Origin of the sequence: Paenibacillus mesotrionivorans, assembly GCF_046098205.1 — a bacterium.
Classification (GTDB): Bacteria; Bacillota; Bacilli; order Paenibacillales; family NBRC-103111; genus Paenibacillus_AR; species Paenibacillus_AR mesotrionivorans.
Genome location: NZ_JBJURJ010000015.1, coordinates 60460 through 77726, shown reverse-complemented (window position 1 = coordinate 77726; position 17267 = coordinate 60460). Strand labels below are relative to the sequence as shown.

10 protein-coding genes are annotated in these 17267 nt (G+C 58.4%); all 10 read right to left on the bottom strand.

Going from position 1 to position 17267, the window contains the following annotated elements:
• Nucleotides 1-330: 330 nt before the first annotated feature.
• The 10 genes from ACI1P1_RS21395 to ACI1P1_RS21350 all read right to left on the bottom strand — a co-directional run bounded on the left by ACI1P1_RS21395 (nt 331) and on the right by ACI1P1_RS21350 (nt 17249).
• A complete protein-coding gene (locus ACI1P1_RS21395) occupies nt 331-2895 on the bottom strand; it encodes a glycosyl hydrolase family 95 catalytic domain-containing protein (RefSeq protein WP_416218479.1) in 2565 nt (854 codons plus the stop codon).
• A 64-nt stretch (nt 2896-2959) separates the two neighbouring features.
• Nucleotides 2960-4108, bottom strand: a complete 1149-nt coding sequence (locus ACI1P1_RS21390; RefSeq protein WP_416218478.1) for a glycoside hydrolase family 88/105 protein — start codon at nt 4106-4108, stop codon at nt 2960-2962.
• Nucleotides 4105-5289 carry an oligogalacturonate lyase family protein gene (locus ACI1P1_RS21385; RefSeq protein WP_416218477.1) on the bottom strand — a complete coding sequence of 395 codons (1185 nt, stop codon included), beginning with the start codon at nt 5287-5289 and terminating at the stop codon, nt 4105-4107. The genes ACI1P1_RS21390 and ACI1P1_RS21385 overlap by 4 nt, the downstream gene beginning before the upstream one ends.
• A 135-nt stretch (nt 5290-5424) precedes the next feature.
• A complete protein-coding gene (locus ACI1P1_RS21380) occupies nt 5425-7473 on the bottom strand; it encodes a glycoside hydrolase family 65 (protein ID WP_416218475.1) in 2049 nt (682 codons plus the stop codon).
• Nucleotides 7474-7515: 42 nt separating this feature from the next.
• The gene (locus tag ACI1P1_RS21375) at nt 7516-9816 is read right to left on the bottom strand and encodes an AraC family transcriptional regulator (protein ID WP_416218474.1); all 2301 of its coding nucleotides are present in this window, start codon (nt 9814-9816) and stop codon (nt 7516-7518) included.
• A 441-nt stretch (nt 9817-10257) separates the two neighbouring features.
• Complete coding sequence (locus tag ACI1P1_RS21370) at nt 10258-12450, bottom strand: glycoside hydrolase family 88/105 protein (RefSeq protein WP_416218473.1); 2193 nt, start codon at nt 12448-12450, stop codon at nt 10258-10260.
• Nucleotides 12450-13787, bottom strand: coding sequence for a Gfo/Idh/MocA family protein (locus ACI1P1_RS21365; protein WP_416218472.1), 1338 nt, complete (start codon nt 13785-13787; stop codon nt 12450-12452). Before ACI1P1_RS21365 ends, ACI1P1_RS21370 begins: the two co-directional genes overlap by 1 nt.
• An 80-nt stretch (nt 13788-13867) precedes the next feature.
• Nucleotides 13868-15412, bottom strand: a complete 1545-nt coding sequence (locus tag ACI1P1_RS21360) for an extracellular solute-binding protein (RefSeq protein ID WP_416218471.1) — start codon at nt 15410-15412, stop codon at nt 13868-13870.
• A 104-nt stretch (nt 15413-15516) separates the two neighbouring features.
• Nucleotides 15517-16386, bottom strand: a complete 870-nt coding sequence (locus tag ACI1P1_RS21355) for a carbohydrate ABC transporter permease (protein ID WP_416218470.1) — start codon at nt 16384-16386, stop codon at nt 15517-15519.
• A complete protein-coding gene (locus ACI1P1_RS21350; RefSeq protein WP_416218592.1) occupies nt 16386-17249 on the bottom strand; it encodes an ABC transporter permease in 864 nt (287 codons plus the stop codon). The genes ACI1P1_RS21355 and ACI1P1_RS21350 overlap by 1 nt, the downstream gene beginning before the upstream one ends.
• Nucleotides 17250-17267: the final 18 nt, after the last annotated feature.

Below are 17267 nucleotides of genomic sequence, written 5' to 3'. Positions count from 1 at the left end.
TTCAAAGCGACCGTTTGCCGTTTTCGCGGACACAAGAGATGTTATTACTGGCTTTGCCGCGCTAAACTTACGCTTTTGCACCATATAGCGGTTCCTCGGTCCGTTAGACCACTGAGAGCCAATGGAGAATCAGCGGAGAGCCGTCGAAGAGCCGGCAGAGAGCCAGCGGAGAGCCGTCGAAGAACAGCTATCCAGGCCCAGCGCCCAGCGGTGAAAACACCTGTGCCAACGCGGAATCTTTCGCAAACATGCAGCTGTTGTTTCCCCCTAACCCCAAAAAAACACCGACACCCGGCGTTAATTTGCCGGGGCATCGGTGTTGATATGGTTTTAGCAAGAACCAGAGACGGTGCGGAATACCACAGGAGGAGAACCCTGCGCCAGAAGCAGCTTGTACCCAGAGACCCCTTGTCCGCAGACGTCCTGTCCCGAAATATCTTGTCCGGCAGTTCCTTGTCTCTCGGTTCCTTGCCCCTTGGCTCCTTGTCCGGAGCTCCCTTGTTCCAACGACCCCTGTCCGAGAGCAGCAGCTGCCCCTTCCGGGCCAGCGAGCACGACACCCGCAGAAACCGCCCAATCCGGCAGCAGGACCACCAGCTCGGTATCCCGGTCTGCTGTAACCTCGGCATGGAAGCTTCCCGCATCCAAGTCCCATTCCAGGGTGACCCGGCCGGTATGGAAGCGCCAGTCCGCCAATCTGCCCCGCCTCCACCGATCCGGCAGAGCGGGCAGCAGCTTCAGCATGCCCGGCGACGCCTGCAGCAGCATTTCCTGTACGGCGTTGATCACGCCCATGTTGGCGTCCATCTGAACCGGGGCAGTGGGCATATTCATGGAGACGCCCATTCCCCGCCAGTCATTGTGCAGCGTAAACAGATTGGGCAGCAGGCTGGCCCGGGTGAGCAAATCCAGACACTCCAGCGCCCGGCTGCCATCCCCCAGACGGGCATAAACCGCCGCCATATGGGCCAGGGACCAGCCCGTTTGGGCGCCGATTTCCCGCTTTTGCACCGCTGTTTCGAAGGCTTGGAACAGCTCCGGGCTCTTCTCCCGGGTTACCTCGTGGCCAGGGAAAACCGGGTACAAATGGGAGAGATGCCGGTGGGTGTAACGATCCTCAAAATCCGGATGGATCCATTCGCAAACCGCCCCGTCGCCGTTGATCCGGTACGCGGGAAGCCGCTCCAGCATGGCGCCCCACTCGGCAATTTCCGCCGGGTCCCCGCCCAAGGCACGGCTGCCGTCAATCAGATGGGACAGCAGCTCCTTCAGGAGCGCCACGTCCATGGTGGCATTGATGGTGGTGGGCATGGGATGGGCCAGCGGTTTGCCGTCGGCGGGCATGTAGTTCAAGGGTGTATTTTCCGGGGACACGGACGGATACAGCTTGTAAATCCCGTTTTCGTCCGTCACCAGGAAGTCCAGATAGAAGGCCAGTGCCTCCTGCATAAACGGCATCGCCCTATCCCGCAAGAAATCCCGATCGCCGGTATACCGGTAATATTCGTCGTAATGACGGGCGAGCCAGGCGGCCGCTCCCGTCCAGTTCAGGATCACCGGCACAATCTGGTTGGGCGAACCGTTGCCCGGGGTGGTGCCTGCGGGAATATAGATGCCCCGGCAGCCGTAGAGCTTGCGGGCGTTGCTGCGGAAATCCTCCATCAGCCCTTCATAGTAACGGAACAGCGCCTCCGCCAGCCCGCCCAAACCTCCCGTATGCGCATGCCAATACATCATCTGGATGTTCTCGTTGGCCATATTATGGCTCCATACCAGCCGGTAATCCCCTCCCCATAAGCCGTACAACCCGAAGGGCTGGGCCTGGGGCTCGCCGGAGGTGCCGCTGATAAACAGATAACGGCCGAAGGACCACAGCTTCCGCACCAGCGCAGCCGGCGCCTCGCCTTTATAGGCCTCCAGCAGCAGCCGCTCATTGGGCAGCTCAAGCAAATCCTCCCCGCCGCCGTCCTCCAGCTCCAGGGATACCGAACGGTAAAGAGGCGTATGCAATGCCGCATGGCGAGCTAGAAGCTCCTCATAAGCCTGCTCCTCCGGCAGCCCGGCCAGCTCGGACTTCAGCCTGGCAATCTCCGAATGGCGCTCCCCCTGCACAAACACCTTTACCAGAACCAGCACACGCTTTGTCTCCGCAAAATGGACAAATCCCTCCGCCGCCTCCAATCGCCCGCCCTGCGGAATCACCCGCAGCACGGCGCCGAAGTCGGTTCCGTCGTCGTTTTGGGCCGCATACCAGGCGTATCCGGCAGACGCTCCCGTTTCAACGGACTGCGCCAGCACCTTAAACTCCGGCGTATCGCCGAAGCGGTCGCTGGGGTGGAGAACCAGCCCCAGCCGTCCGGCAACACCGGTTTTGTCACCGCCTCCCCCCACACAGTCGATGGCATACACCGTCATCCCGTCGGCCCGGGAAACAAACAGTCTGCGCCGGAGGCTCTTGGAGCCGTCCTTCCAGCTGACCTCCACCTCGCCGGTATCCATCCGGAGGGTCCGGCTGTAGCTTTTGAAGGCATGGTCACAAGGCATCTCCAGACGGAGGGCCGCCAGCGGAAACCGCGAGGCCAGCCGTGTCCCATAACCCTGCTCCTTCAAGGCATCGGCCAACAGCCAGCTTGCCTCCAGGTACCGCTTCTCATCCATCAGCCTCCGGGTCCGGGGCAGGACGCCGCTCACATCCGGCAGCTCATCCTTTTGCCCCCAGTGCCAAAGAGCCGCATGATTAAGAAGCACCGTCTCCTCCTGGACACCGCCGAAAACGGAGGCCCCGATCACACCATTGCCGGTGGGCAGCGCCTCCCGCCACATATTGCCCCACCAGGCAGCCGGGTAGCTCATGATCAGCTTATCCGCATAGCTTGCTTCCGAAGATTCCCGCATCTTTTGTCCCTGTCCCCTTTATGCCGTCATGGTTCATGCTGTCCGCAGCCGTTATCCCGTCTGTTCAACCTTCCGTTTCCGCTGCCAGCCGTTCCATTTCCACACTGGCCAAAAGAAGCGGAGCCACACCCATCAGCACATCGCTGACCACGGCTTCGCCCAAATAATAGGTGTACGAGCCGTCCCGGTATGGACGGTTGCCCAATCCGGCTCCATGGCAAATGCGGTGGAGATGCACACCCTCCGCATCCTCTGTGACAAAATGCGTTCGGATGCCTTCGAAGGCACGCTCCACAGATTTACGTCCGATCCCGGACAGATAACCCAGCCGCACACCCTTGGCCAGGGCATAGGTGAGCATACAGGAGCCGGAGGCCTCCAGGTAGTTGCCCTCCCGGGCATTGCAGTCCATTACCTGATACCACAGGCCGGTCTCCCGGTCCTGAACCCGCAGCGCCGCTTCGGCGAAGCGCTCGAAGATACCCATCAGCTGCCCCCGCTTGGGATGCAGCACCGGGAAAAAGTCCAGCGCATCCACCATAGCCATGGCATACCAGCCCATTGCCCGGCCCCATACGTGCCGGGAGCGGCCGGTGCTGCTGTCGCACCAGCGCTGCTCGCCGGATTCGTCCCAGGCATGGTGGAGCAGGCCGGTCACCGGGTTGCGGGTATGGCGTTCAACGAGCAGCAATTGGTGCGCCGTCTCATCGAACCAGGCCTCCTCACCGAAGGTGGCCCCAAACTCGGCCATAAACGGCGAGGACATATATAACCCGTCCAGCCACATCTGGAACGGATAAATTTTCTTGTGCCAGAAGCCGCCCTCGGAGGTGCGGGGCTGCCCGGTGAGCTGGGCGGCCAACAGCCGGGCTGCCTTGGCGTAACGCTCCTCGCCCGTTTCCCGCCACAGGCGCAGCAGGTTCTTGCCTTTATTCACATGATCCAGATTGTATTCATTCAGAGAATACCCCTTGATAGTACCATCCTCCGGGATAAACACATCCATATGGCGCTTCACGAAATCATGATAACGAGCCTCCCCTGTCCAATCTCCGGTGCGCGTGAGGGCGGTCAGCGCCATGCCCGCCACATAACCCCATTTGTTAGCAATACCTGGGTGGTAGCCGTCCTGAGATTTGGAGAGAATCGTATCGGCCACCTGAACGGAGAAGCATTTAGTCTGTACCGCATTGGTTTTCGCCTGCATCATCATACTCCTTTTTTGATATATGGTTTATAAAAGGTGCAGCTGTCCGCTTCCATCAGCGGCAGTACATTGAGATCCTCAGGAATATCCACCAGGTACAGGTTGGCGTAGCCGTTTTTGTCGCTGGTGAATAACAGGCGTTTGCCTTGGGCGTCAAATCTCGGGTGGGCATGCACCTTCTGGGAGTGGAAGCTGCAGCGCAGCTCGCAGAGTGTCCGGGGGGCTTCATAACCCTCCCCGTTTTTGCGCCAGATGGTGAGAGTTTGCACATCCCCCCTGCCGTCCACCACCGCCTGGCCAAGCCCGTCGGCATAACCGTGCCAGGTATCAAAGGAAAAGTCCGTTTCCTCCATCCCCGTGTTGTCGTAGCGGATGCTGCCGAAGAAATTGGTGCCGTTTGCCCGGAAGCCATGATACCCCACCGTCACACCGTCGGGGAAAAAGAACTCATGCCCCACCATCTCCAGCGGCTCCAGCCGTTCGCGGATTTTCCAGGCCTGGCCCGTACGCAGGTCCAGCCCCCAGATGCGGTGATCCACCAGATGCCACGGCCCCTCATGGCAGAAGGTCATCAGCCAGGGCTCCGTGGTGGATGCATTGATGTGGGTGATGAAGCTTCTGTCCTCATACATCTGCTCCATCTGGCCGCTCTCCGCGTCAATACGGACGATCATGCTGTGGGGGGCGGCCTCCATCAGCTCCCGGTGGCCCACGTAGCCGTTGCCCAAATCCAGCCGGATGCGCGCGGACAGATCCTCCTGCACGCAGGTCAGCACATAACGGCTGTCGGCGGTAGCGTTGGCATTGCCCAGCTGGTAACCCGCCGGGGCTTCATACAGCACCTTCTCCTCCAGCGTCTTCAGGTCCAGCCGGATCAGGCTGCGCTGCAGCTTTACAATGGCTGCACGCTCATCAGGCAAAAGACAGGCACTCAGAGCATCATTATCCGGGTAATCCGTCAGCTGCGTCATTTCTCCCGTTGCCAGATGAAGGCTGAACAAATTGGTGCTGTTCCCCCTGTCGGAAATGAACAACAGCCTTTCTTCACGGTCATACCATCCATTTTCCGTAAAATACAGATGATGGCTGTGGGTTTTGTAATCGGTCAACTGCTTGACCTCTATACCTGTCAGCCGGTCAACGGCTGTTTTCATCTCGCTTGGCCACACGGTTCCTTTGCCCATCATCGATTCCTCCCGCGGTTATTCAATTTTGAGGGTTGGGACCTGGCCGGCCCCACCGTCCGCCCCTACTGTACACCCCTGCCGGCGGGCGGGCAATCGGACAAAATAAACGCGTTTGCACTTTATTGTTCCGTCCGGTTACATCAGGGGTTTTAGCCCCTCCCATTTCACCGTCCAGCTGCCGTCCTGCGGGAAACCGGGGTTATGTCCCGGGGCATCGCTCCAGCCGCAGGCCATCATGGCGATAGCGGTCAACAGGCCGCCGTTGCCGGGCAGATAAGCGGAGAGCCCCGGGCGCTGGTAGTTGTGGCCGTTGACCAGATAGGTGTTTTTCACCGCATCCAATAAGAGGAAATCCACGGCCAGATCCCCTTCGCCCAGCCGGGCCGCCGTCATGGCGCACATGGGGAAGTCCCAGCCCCAGGCCGAATCCCACATCCAGACCTCCTTCACCTTGAGGAGGGTATTGCGCATAATCTCACGGTCCACCAGCGTGCCGGGCAAAATACCCAAGGCCCCCAGCATGGACGGATGGTCACGGTTCTTGGCGGTAAAGGTATCCTCACACAGCGCATGGGCCAAATACACGCCGTCCGCCTGGGGAGGAGGAGACATGGAGGATGCTACCTCCACCCATCCCGGATCCGCGGCCACACCCAAACGCTCCGCCCAGCGGATGGCAATCTCCAGCCCGTATTTCCAATATTCCAGCTCATACGGCGGGTTTTTGCTGCTGTGCAGCGGATGGCATTCCTGCGCCGGAATCAGTGGCGGGCCCAGATCATAAGCTCCTGTTTCGTCATTCCAATGGGCGTAAGACACCATAAAGTCAGCGGAGGCAAATACAAGCTCCCGGAACCGTTCCAAAGTAGCCTGCGACGGGTCCGCTTTGTAGATCAGCTCCGCCATGGTCATAGGATGGGGCTGCTGCCAGATCAGGCCCGGCGCCACCGGGGAGGGGCAGGGTTTGCCGTCAAAGCCTACCATCTTCGGCCAACGGGCGCCTTCGTAGCCCTGGGACTCCGCCAGCTCCTTGGCGATGGGAAGAATGCGGGTGTACCAGTCCATGCTTTTCAGCAGCTGGTCCTCGCGGCCCCACAGGGGAAAATGCGCACCGTGCCACCAATGCATCTCCAGGTGGGCCTTGCCGAACCAGCTGTTATACATCAGCCCTGTCTCCTGCGGAGGCAAGGAGCCTGCACTGTGCAGCGCGCACAAAAACTGGGACAGAACCACCCGGCGCTCCAGCTCGAAGGCGCGGGGATCGGTGCTGCCGGAGAAATCCACGGCCGCACCGCTTTGCCAGAAGGCCTCCCAATGACGGCGGCTCCCCTCTTCAATCTCCACAACGGTCGCCGTATCCGGCTTCACCGGACCAAAAGCCACGGACAGCTCCAGGCTTTCACTTTCCAGCTCCGGAAGCAGGGTAATTTCGTGAATCCCGGTCTGCTCCAGCTGGCCGGCATTCCATTCCAGCTTAATCTCATAGCTGTCCTCGTCCATCACCCGGCCGATGCGGCCCTCTGTGGCTCTTTTTTCCAGAAGCAGGGTCGTATGCCGGTCATCATTTCCCCAGTCCAAATCCACTGTCTTGGCCCAGGCGGAATGCGTCATATCCGGTGCCGGGAAACGAAGGAAGATCTGCAGCCGTCCGGCAGCAATCAGGGAAGAACGGACGCGTACCCCAATGGTATCCGCTTGGGGATGGCAGGAAGTAACCACACTGACAGGCACTCCCCGGACGCTGAATTCGCTGTGCAGAATACCTGTCCACAGGTCCATCCGCTGCCTGATCGCGGAGATATCCTCGGGGCCTGCCTCCTCTCCGGATTCCAGCAGGAAGCGGAAGGATAACCGACCCAGCTGCAGCCGGTGGGGATTCTGGCGGAGCCAGTGATACGCCTCGGGTTTACTCCCGGGCTTCATGGGGTAACCCACCATCCGTCCATGGGTATCGAACTGCTGCAGCTCCGCATCCTCCGCGGTGAATTTCCGGTGACCCCCCGTAAAATGCCAGCCCCAATTGGATTGGGTGCCCAGAGGCACCTCGTAGGCTTGCGGGAAGGTTTGCAGGCCGGTAATATCGGCGCTGAAGGCGAATTCTCCATTGCCTACCGTAAAGGGGGACAACGGGTCCCAATTTTTCAATTCCGGCTGGTGCCGTTCTACGATCTTGCGTCTGTCCATGGCTCCTCCTTGTGGCGGAAGCCGGAAACGCCTGGCCGGAAGCTACTCCAGCAAGGCGTCCGTCCGGATTCTCATCATGTCCCGGTATTTGCCGGGCGTAATGTCCTTGTATTTGCGAAAGCTGCGGATAAAGCTGTTCTCGTGCTGGTAGCCTACCTGCTGGGCGATATCCGATATCTTATAGTCGGTTTTGAGCAGCAGCTCCGCGGCCCGGTCCATCCGCAGGCGGGTGAGGTAGTTGTAGATGGTTTCGCCGGTTTCCTGCTTGAAGACCTGGCTGGCCAGGCTGCTGCTGATCTCGATGGATTCGGCGATCTCAGGAATGCCGATAGGCTCCCCTAACCGCTGCTTCATGTAGTCGATCATCCGGTGGCACAGGATAAAATCCTTGCTGGCGATGAGCCGGTGGAACCCCTCCGCCATCCGGATAGCCCGGGTGGAGAGCTCGCCTCCAATATCCTCCAGGGTAAGCGTATCGAACCGTTCAAACCCGTGGCCGGGTGTGGAATCCTGCGGTGTAGTCCGCAGCTCCTCAATCCGTTCCGCCGTCTCCTGCAAAAGGGCTGCTGCAGCCGTAGGATACCCGTACCGGGAACGGATGGAGGCCGTCAGCCGGCCCACCGCTCCTGCCGCCGCTTCCGTGTCACCGGCCTGGATAGCGCGGAGCAGCTCCCCCATCGTCTCCTCGTCGGACAACGGCTCCATCACTTCATGGCCGGAAACCTCCCGGAAGGAAATGACCTGCCCGTAGCCCTGATAAAGCCGGTAGGTAAGGGCATTCTCGGCCTCCAGCATCCCCTGGCGCAGCCGGGTAACATCCGTCTGGGGGGTGCTGATGCCGGCAGATATACTGAACTTCAGGAGCCGGGAAACCACCTCGATGGCCTCCGCCAGAATATGCTCCGTCTTGGACTCCGCCTCCAGGTGTTTGGGCTGGAGGAGGATGGCGGTTTTGTCGTAGCCGAAATCGGCGCAGACGATTCTCCATTGGGGCTCGGACAGCTCGGCGGCAATGTTGGCCAGCGCAAACTTCAGGAGCGACCGGTCACCGGCGGGGAAGGTCCGCTCGAACTCCTCGAACCGGTCAATGGACAGAATGGCAACCGTCACGGCTGCCTCCGACCAATCCCCGAAGTACCGCCCCCATTTTTCCCGGATATCCCGCTTGCCTGTGAGATTGCCCATGTAGATGTCGTACAGCAGCTTGGAGGAGGCCTCGGACATGGTTTCCCGGATCAGCTGGGCCAGATGGGCATGGTTGCTCAGCAGCTCTCCGGCCAGCTTCTCCAGGTCAATCCCGTCGGGATTACCGCCTTTGCGGCTGCTGCTGCCGTCGTAGGTATTGAACAGCTGCTTCAAGCGCCGAATCGGACGATAGGCAGCCGCGTTGATATAAAAGATCGTAACCAGGCCGATGAGAATGGCCGCCAGGGAAACCAGGAGCACGGCATCCCGGACTGTTTTGGACTTGGCCAGAAGGCTGTCCTGCTCGATGATGGATACGAAGCGCCACCCCGTCTCCGGGGATTCCAGCTGATTCACCAGAAGCTTGCGCCCCTGATACGGCAGCTCGTAAGTGCCGTCCACGGAGATTTCACGGATACCCTCGCGGATCGCCTCCTGGTCCACCTGGTAATTGGAAGCGGAATACAGCACCTCATCCTGCTGGTTAATGATGTAGCGCATCCGGTTGAGGTTGTTCAGCACCGGCGGGTTGAGCCGGGCGAAGAGGTCGTCGCTTTTCAGGTTGACGGCGACAATTCCCTTGAATTGGCCTTGAATCATAATCTTGCGGAACAGGGTGATCTCCGAACCCTTGCTCCCCGCTCCCTCCGGCACCTGCCGTTTCTTAATAAGGGTCATGCGGTCCCCGAATTCATGCTGGACGCTGACCCAGTCCGAATCTACGAAGGTCAGCCTGCTGGAGCTGTAGCCCTGGGGAAGGGCAAGGAAGCTTTCCCGGTTCAAATCATATACGTAGAGGCTTTTGATATACTGGGAATTGCCGATGAGCGTGGACAAAAGCTGATACAGCTCGGAAATATTGGCGAAGGAGTTCTGCACCTCTGCGGTCAGAAACTCATAAATCCGGCTGTTCACCGCCACCTGGACGGCTACCTTGTCGCTTTCCTTGATGGATTCGTCAATGACACTCATGTTCAGCTGCAGCATCTGCCGCTGCGGCTCGCTGAGCTCCTCCTGCAGCACCGATTTGGAGGTGTAGTAGGAGGTCAGGCTCACCGCCAGAATGATGATGAAAACGATTACGGTCTGTACCAGCACGAGCCGTGCCTGGGTATGGGCAAAATTGCTTTTCACCCAATTCTTGAAGGATTGTGTCACGGTTTAAGCCCACCTTATAGTCAGGATGCTACCCTGAAGCAACACGGTCCTGGCCGCAGGCCGGATGTGTTGTTGAAGCCTCGAGATCGGCACAGCCGATTTGAGGGCCTTCTTCGATACTTCATCGTTCTTCGGTGCGGCAGGTGCCGCACCATGGGTGCCTCTTCCCATTATAACGCGGCCGCTCACCCGTGACACGCTCCTTGGGGTCTGTCCGACGAAAGCAAAAGGGTGAATCCATATTCATCAACATGAAACGGGAGGGATAGGTTGGCTTGAGGGCGAGTTTTTTTGGCGGCCTTGACACCTTAGAATCGAATCAAATCAAGGCCGACAAAACGTGTTTGAGCTTCCAAGCCAAGCCTATCCCGGTAGTGAATGTTGTCCAGTGAATATGGATTTACCAAACACTCCGTCGGACGATTCTGAGCAGGAACGGGACTATCCCCGCAGATACTCCCTCATCCGCTCCGCCTCAATGCCGGCCAACAGCACAATGCCGATGCCGTGGGTATCGTTGAGATTCCAGCCCAGATCATGCTTGTAGTAGGAATGGGAGTGGGACCAGCTGGAGCCCTTGCAGACTCCGTAGAGATTGCCGTGGCGGTCAATAGTGCGGCTGCACAGACCCAGCCAGCCCTTCTGTACCGCCAGGGCATAACGCTCCGGCTCCTCCAGCCAGCCATGCCGGACGCCCAAAGAGAAGCCGTACATGAACATGGAGGTGCAGGAGGACTCCTCATAGGATTCATGGTCCACCAGCACTTGGTGCCACAGCCCGTTAGGGCCCTGGAGCCGGAGATACCCCTCCGCCAGCTCCCGGTAGAAGGCCAGCACCGCCGGATAATCCCGGTGATCCGAAGGCAGCACCGACAGGAGCACTGCCAGGGAGAAGAACACCCAGCCATTGCCCCGGCCCCAGGCCGTACCGGATTGCCGGTTCTCCGACACATTGAACACATGGCTCATAATTTGCCGTTCCGGCATATACAGGTAGTTCTTATACAGCAAGAGCTGTCTGGCCGCTTCATCCACATAAGCCGGGTTCCCGGAAAGCTCCGCATAGCGGCACAGGAAAGGCACGCTCATGTACATGTCGTCACACCACATGGTGTTGCGCATGCTGATGGATACACCTGCCTTGCGGTACAGCGCCCCGTCCGGCATCCGGTCCTGCTCCTCCATGATGTAGCGGGCGATGTCGTCCGCCGCCTGCTCCACTCCCTTAATGGGGCGGAGGCGGGAGGCCAGAATGGATAATGCCCCGAAGGAGCCGCAATCGTCCAGACTGTCCACATGGGAGAGCTGATTATTCAAGCCGGCCGCTCCGAAGGTTTCCCGGTCCCAGAGGGAATAGGCGTAGGTGGAGGTGGCAAATTCCACGTGCCGGGCCACATAATCCGCCAGATCACCGCGGCCCAGCTGCCTGGAGGTTTCCAGGAGGCCGAAGAGAGTTACGCCCAAGGGATAATTCCAGCGGCCGAACAGCTCATTCTCCAGGAAGGGCCGCACATGGGCCCCGGGTTCCCCGGCCATCCAGAAGCAGGGCCCGTCGATTCCGGGGGCTACGGTATCCATAGCCAGATAGGGAGTTATATTGGTAACCGCCTCCGGGGTAAAAGGACCGAGATAAAGCCAGTTCCCTCTCCAACCGTGCACCCGGCAGGGCTGTACCAGCTCCGCCCCCGGTGTCAGAAGCGAGAGGGTAAAGCCCCAGCACAGCTTCCCGCAGGTGCTGCGGGCTACCAGCTCGCCGCTTCCGGGGGCAGCGTCCAGCTCCAGGGCAAACTCCCCCGGCTGCCCGGACGTATATACAAGGTTCCCGTTCCACTCCAGCTCCAGGGGACCGTAAGCGGTGCCTGCTACAGCGATCCGGGCGGGCTGAAGCGCCGGATTCACCAGCCTGGTCCACGCATATGCGGTAAGCCCCGGCCGACTGCCGAAGAGGGAGTCCAGCGGGCAGGGGTTTGTATTACGCCCGGCAGATTCACCGCTCCCGGCGGGAACCTGACGCTCCGGTAGCCACCCGGAGTGGATATGACCTTCCGGCTCAGCAGCGGCCGGAATGCGGTTCAGGGGCTGATCCAGGGGTGCCGTGTAGATCCAGCCCTCCTCGCCCTCCCGCTCCAAGGATGGAGTAAGGAAATGCAGGGGTTTGTTCTTGCGGTTGCCGGTGCCGAATTCGGCTCCTGCGCCGCCGGCGCTGTTTTTGCCCAGCTCCAGCACAAAATGGTTCCAGCCCTTCACCAGGTTTACCTTCAGCTTAAGCACCGGCAGCTCGGCGGACTCCTCCTCGGGGGAGGTGCCCACACGCTGCTGGCCATTGTGATAAAGCCGCACCGGGCCGGAGGGACGGAGGTGGAAGATGAATTCCTCCCCTTCTGCACTCCATAGTTTGGCCCAGGCATACACAAGCTGGCCTTCTCGCATGGACGGATACATCGCCGCCAGCGGAAAGGTGTACATGTGGTTCTCCAGCTTGTGGATGGGCGACCTCCGTGTCACCCGATAGACGGGCCCATGAGGCGGGTTGGCCCCGATATAACGCTGCGCCATGGTCTCCAGCACATGGGGAATGCTGGTGCCTGCGCTTTCTCCCGCCATACTTTCACGGGGATCGAAGTATTGGGTCATTAGTCCGCCGCTCCTTTGCCTGCCGTGCTGGTTACCGCTTCCTTAGAGCCATGCCCGCCCAGGACCTCTTCAATGGTGATGGGGCGGTGCTCCTTGACGGAGCGCCATACGGCCTCGCCTGTGGCTACGGAATAAGCGCCGTCCTCTGCCCCTGACAAAATCTTGTAGGGGCGGTATTGATCCTCACCCAGGAACAGATCCTCGATCAACAACGGATCGCCGCCGCCATGGCCGCCTTCCCGGTGCACCACATGGATGGTTTCCTTGGAGCCGAACAGCGGGAAGTAGTCGATAGTCTGCACCGGCGTCGGGAACGGAGTCCGCGCAGGCATATGGTATTCCACTGTCTCCAGGCGGCCCTTGGTGCCGTTGATGGCCAGCCGGTAGCCTTCATACGGCAGCGAGAAATTAACCGAATAGCTCAGCAGAGCGCCGCCGTTATAGCGGATGGTGGCCGTATAGGTGTCTTCAATTTTGATATCGGAATCGAAGATGCACCGGTCGGGACGGTATTCGGAAAAGGGGAATACATTCTTCACCGCTTCCATGTTGCCCAGATGGTCGTCCGGAACGCGTATATTCTTGCTGCGTGAATTCCAGCGGGAATAATACTCGCACTGGCTGGTGTAGTCGCAGATGCCGCAGAAGCGCCCATCCTCCTTCTTGGGGTTGGCCTCCCCTTCCGCGCCGTAATAGTTCAGCGCCCCGTAAGCGAACACTTCTACCGGCTTTTGGTCCAGCCACCAGTTCACCAGGTCAAAATGATGGGTGCTCTTATGCACGGACAAGCCGCCGGACAGCTCCCGCTGCCGGTTCCAGCGTTTGAAGTAGCTGGAGCCGTGGAAGGTGTCCAAATACCAGTTGAGATCCACGGAGGTGATCCGCCCCAGCTTGCCGCTGGCCACAATCTCCTTGATCTTGGTGTGAACGGGGCCGTAGCGGTAGTTAAAGGTTACGGTCACCTTGCCCTTGCTGGCCTTCTCCGCCTCCATCACCTGGCGGGCTTGCTCCCCGGAGATGACCATGGGTTTTTCGGTAATCACATCCAGGTCGCGCTCCAGAGCAGCGATGATGTACCGGGCATGGGTATCGTCGCGGCCTGCCACGATAATGCAATCCGGGCGGGTTTCCTCCACCATCCGGTGGAATTCATCCTCCCCGTAGGTGTTGATGTCCGCATGCTCGGGGAACCGGGTCCGGTAGGTATCGAACCGCACCGGGTCCACATCGAGCAGACCCACAACCTCACAGGTTGCGGAGAAGGTGCTCCAGATGGGCTTGACGAACATCCCCAAAGCACGGCCGCTGACGCCGCAGATGGCGTATCTTTTTTTCATAACAGTATACATTCCCTTCCGTATGTTGGAAATCTGCCCGGCGAAGGAGAAAATATTCCCCACCGGACAGACCCGTTATGTTATTTTTTTACTTTTGCATACCATTCCTGAACCCGTTTGGTGACGGTTTCGCCGCCGGCTTTTTTCCACCGGTCCACAAACTCATCGAATTTCTCAATCGGCCATTCGCCGATTACGATCTTGGTCAGATATTCCTGGAACAGCTTGTGGGACTGGATGTCCGGGAAACCCTCGTATACGGTGTTGGGCAGGCCGTCACCTGCAATACGGCGGGCGTCCGCGGTGCTGATCTCAAAAATGTCGGATACCATCTTCTGCATATTCTCCGGAATGGTTTCCTTGATCCGGATATCCATGTCATCCTTGGTGGTCAGGTTGCGCATACCAAGACCCAAGGGACGGCTGTCCTCCGCCGGGAGTATTACCTTCTTGCCGTCCACCACCTGATGCTGCATACCCTCGATGCCGAAGCGGGTAAACTCGGCGTTATTGGTGTCATAGAAGAAGTCCAGCAGCTTCAGGGACGCTTCCGCCTTCCCCTTGGCCGAGGTAGGGATGATCCATTCCGGCTCGCCCATGCTCTTCTGGGTGACGAAGGCCTGGAAACCCTCCGCCTTAGGCAGCGGCATACCGATTATATAGGCATTAGGGGCGCTCTTCTGCATAGCTGTAAAACGGTCGCGCAGGTTGGCCGGAAGATGGTACCAGCTGCCCACCAGGTTGTTGTTGATTTTGGCTGTCCAGATGTCGCCTTTGTTCAGGAAGGTTTCGTTGTCCAGCAGCTTCTCCGCATACAGCTCACGGATAAAGCTGATGGCGGCCTTCATGTTGGGAGTCACGCCGGCATATTGGATCTGGCCGTTGTATTCATCCCACTCCGGGCTGCCTTCCCACATGGCAACGCCGTACATGGCGAACAGGTGGTCCATCCACTTGCCAAACTCCCGGCCCGAGGTGGGCAGCTCATCAGGCTTCCCGTTGCCGTTGGGGTCCTTGTCGCGGAAGGCCTTCAGCACTTCCTTGTATTCCGCTGTGGTTTTGGGCAGCGGCAGTCCTACCTTGTCCAGCCAGTCCTTGCGGATCAGCGGAGCCCGTTCGGGCACCAGGAATACCTTGGGCACGTAATAAATTTTCCCGTCCTGCGAAGCGGAACGGACTACATCCCATGCTTCCTGGGGGATGTTCTTCCATACATTGGGCGCATATTTGGGAAGCAGGTCATCCAGTGCAAGAGCGCCGCCTTGTTTGATCAGAGTCTGCTCGATTCCGCCGATGGGGCGCAGAATATCCGGCATGTCTGCGGAGGCGATGAGCAGATTGAGATATTCCGTGGGTTCGGAGCCCGGCGGGGTGGTCATCAGCTGGTACTGCACCCCGGTTTTTTCTTCCACATATTTCACATGGGGATTATTCGCATCGGGAATGGTGCCTACGCCCATGTGGCTCTTAAACACCTTAACCTGTACGCTTTTGCCGCTTTGGGCTGCCGCTCCCGGATCTCCGGCCGCGTCCTCCTTGCCGGAGCATCCGGCCAAGGCCGTTACGGCCAGAAGCGAAGCCAGTCCGGTCAGCTGCACAGATTTACCAAGCCAACGTTTTGTCATGTATAAATCCTCCCTTTTTAATTGAAGATGCCGTGGGAAATCTGTTCCTATATCAAGCCGCTATAACGGCCTAATACCGTTCTTGCTGTTATAGCCGTGAAGCACTACTCCTTCAGGGAGCCCAGCATGGTGCCTTTGACAAAATATTTTTGCAAATACGGGTACACCAGAATAATCGGCACTGTAGCAAACAGAATCGTAGCCGCTTTCAATGTGGTGGTGTTAAAATCGTAATCGCCTGCCAGCAGGCTGGCGGAGGCCAGCTCCTCCGGCGAGGTCAGATATGCCCGGAGCTTCATCTGCAGCGGCCATTTGTCCGGATCCCGGATAAACAGCACCGCCCTCTGGAAGGTGTTCCAGTAGCCTACCGCATAGAACAGGCTGACGGTAGCCATAACCGGCTTGGACAGCGGCAGATAGATGCGGAACAGAATACCGGCATCGGTACAGCCGTCCATCCGTGCAGAGTCATCCAGCTCACCGGGGATGCCCATGAAGAAGGTACGGATGATAATCATGTTGAAGGTGCTGATCAGGCCCGGCAGGATCAAGGCCCAGAGCGAGTTCATCATGCCCATTTCCCGGATCACCAGGAAGAAGGGAATCATCGGCGCGTTGAAAATCATGGTAACGATAATGCCGAACATGATGGGCTTACGAAGCAGAAACTCCTTGCGGGACAGCGGGTATGCCATAACCACCGAAAACAGCATACTCAGGAAGGTGCCCAGCACAGTAATATAGATGGTTACCCCAAATGATGTCCATAACCCCATGTTTTGAAAAATCCGCTCCCAGGAGGCGGTGGTGAATTCCACCGGAAACAGGAAGACCTGCTTGGAATCAGCGGCAATGGGAGAGCTGAGGGACACAGCCAGCAGGTTCAACAGCGGGAACAGCATCGTGGCCGAGGCCAATGCCAGAAACAGATAGTTGAACGCCTGAAAGATTTTTTCTCCGCTTGTTTGCTTCATCACCATAACCCCTGTTCTGTTTTTCGGGCAAGCCGGTTGAATGTCCACAAGAGGGCAAAACCGATGACCGATTGGAATAAGCCAATGGCTGTCGTCACGCTGTATTGGCCCTGCAGAACCCCTGCCCGGTATACATAGGTTTCGATGATATCGCCTACCGAATACGTCATCGGCGTCAGCAGATTATACACTTGATCGAAGCCCAGCTCCAGGAAATTGCCGATATTCAGCAGGAACAGCGTCAGGATGGTAGGGAACATGGTAGGCAGCGTAATATGAACCGTTTGCTTCCAGCGGTTGGCGCCGTCCATAACAGCCGCTTCATAAAGATTCGGATTGATGCCCGTGATTGCCGCCAGATAAATGATGGTTCCCCAGCCGACTTCCTTCCAGATGCCGGACAGCACCACGATGGGGCGGAAGAAACGCTCCTGCTGCATGAAGAGGAGGGGCTCCATTCCCATCCAACCGCGGAATATGTTGACCACACCTTTGTTGGACAGGAGCTCGAACACGATGCCGCCGACCACTACCCAAGACAGGAAGTGGGGCAGGTAAAACAGGCTTTGCATCACCCGTTTGGCCAGCATGTGCCGGACTTCATTGAACAGCACCGCCAGAATGATAGGAGCGGGGAAGCCGAAAACCAGCTTGTAGAAAGCGATAACGGCCGTATTTCTCAATACATTGTAGAAATCCTGATACGTGAACAGGAAGGTAAAGTTGTCGAAGCCGATCCACTTGCTTCCTGTGATCCCCTTCATAATCTGATAGTCCTGGAAGGCGATCATGCTCCCCCCCAGGGGTACATATTTGAAGATGATAAAATACAGCACGCCGGGCAGCGCCATCAAATAGAGCATCCAATGCTTCCGCACATT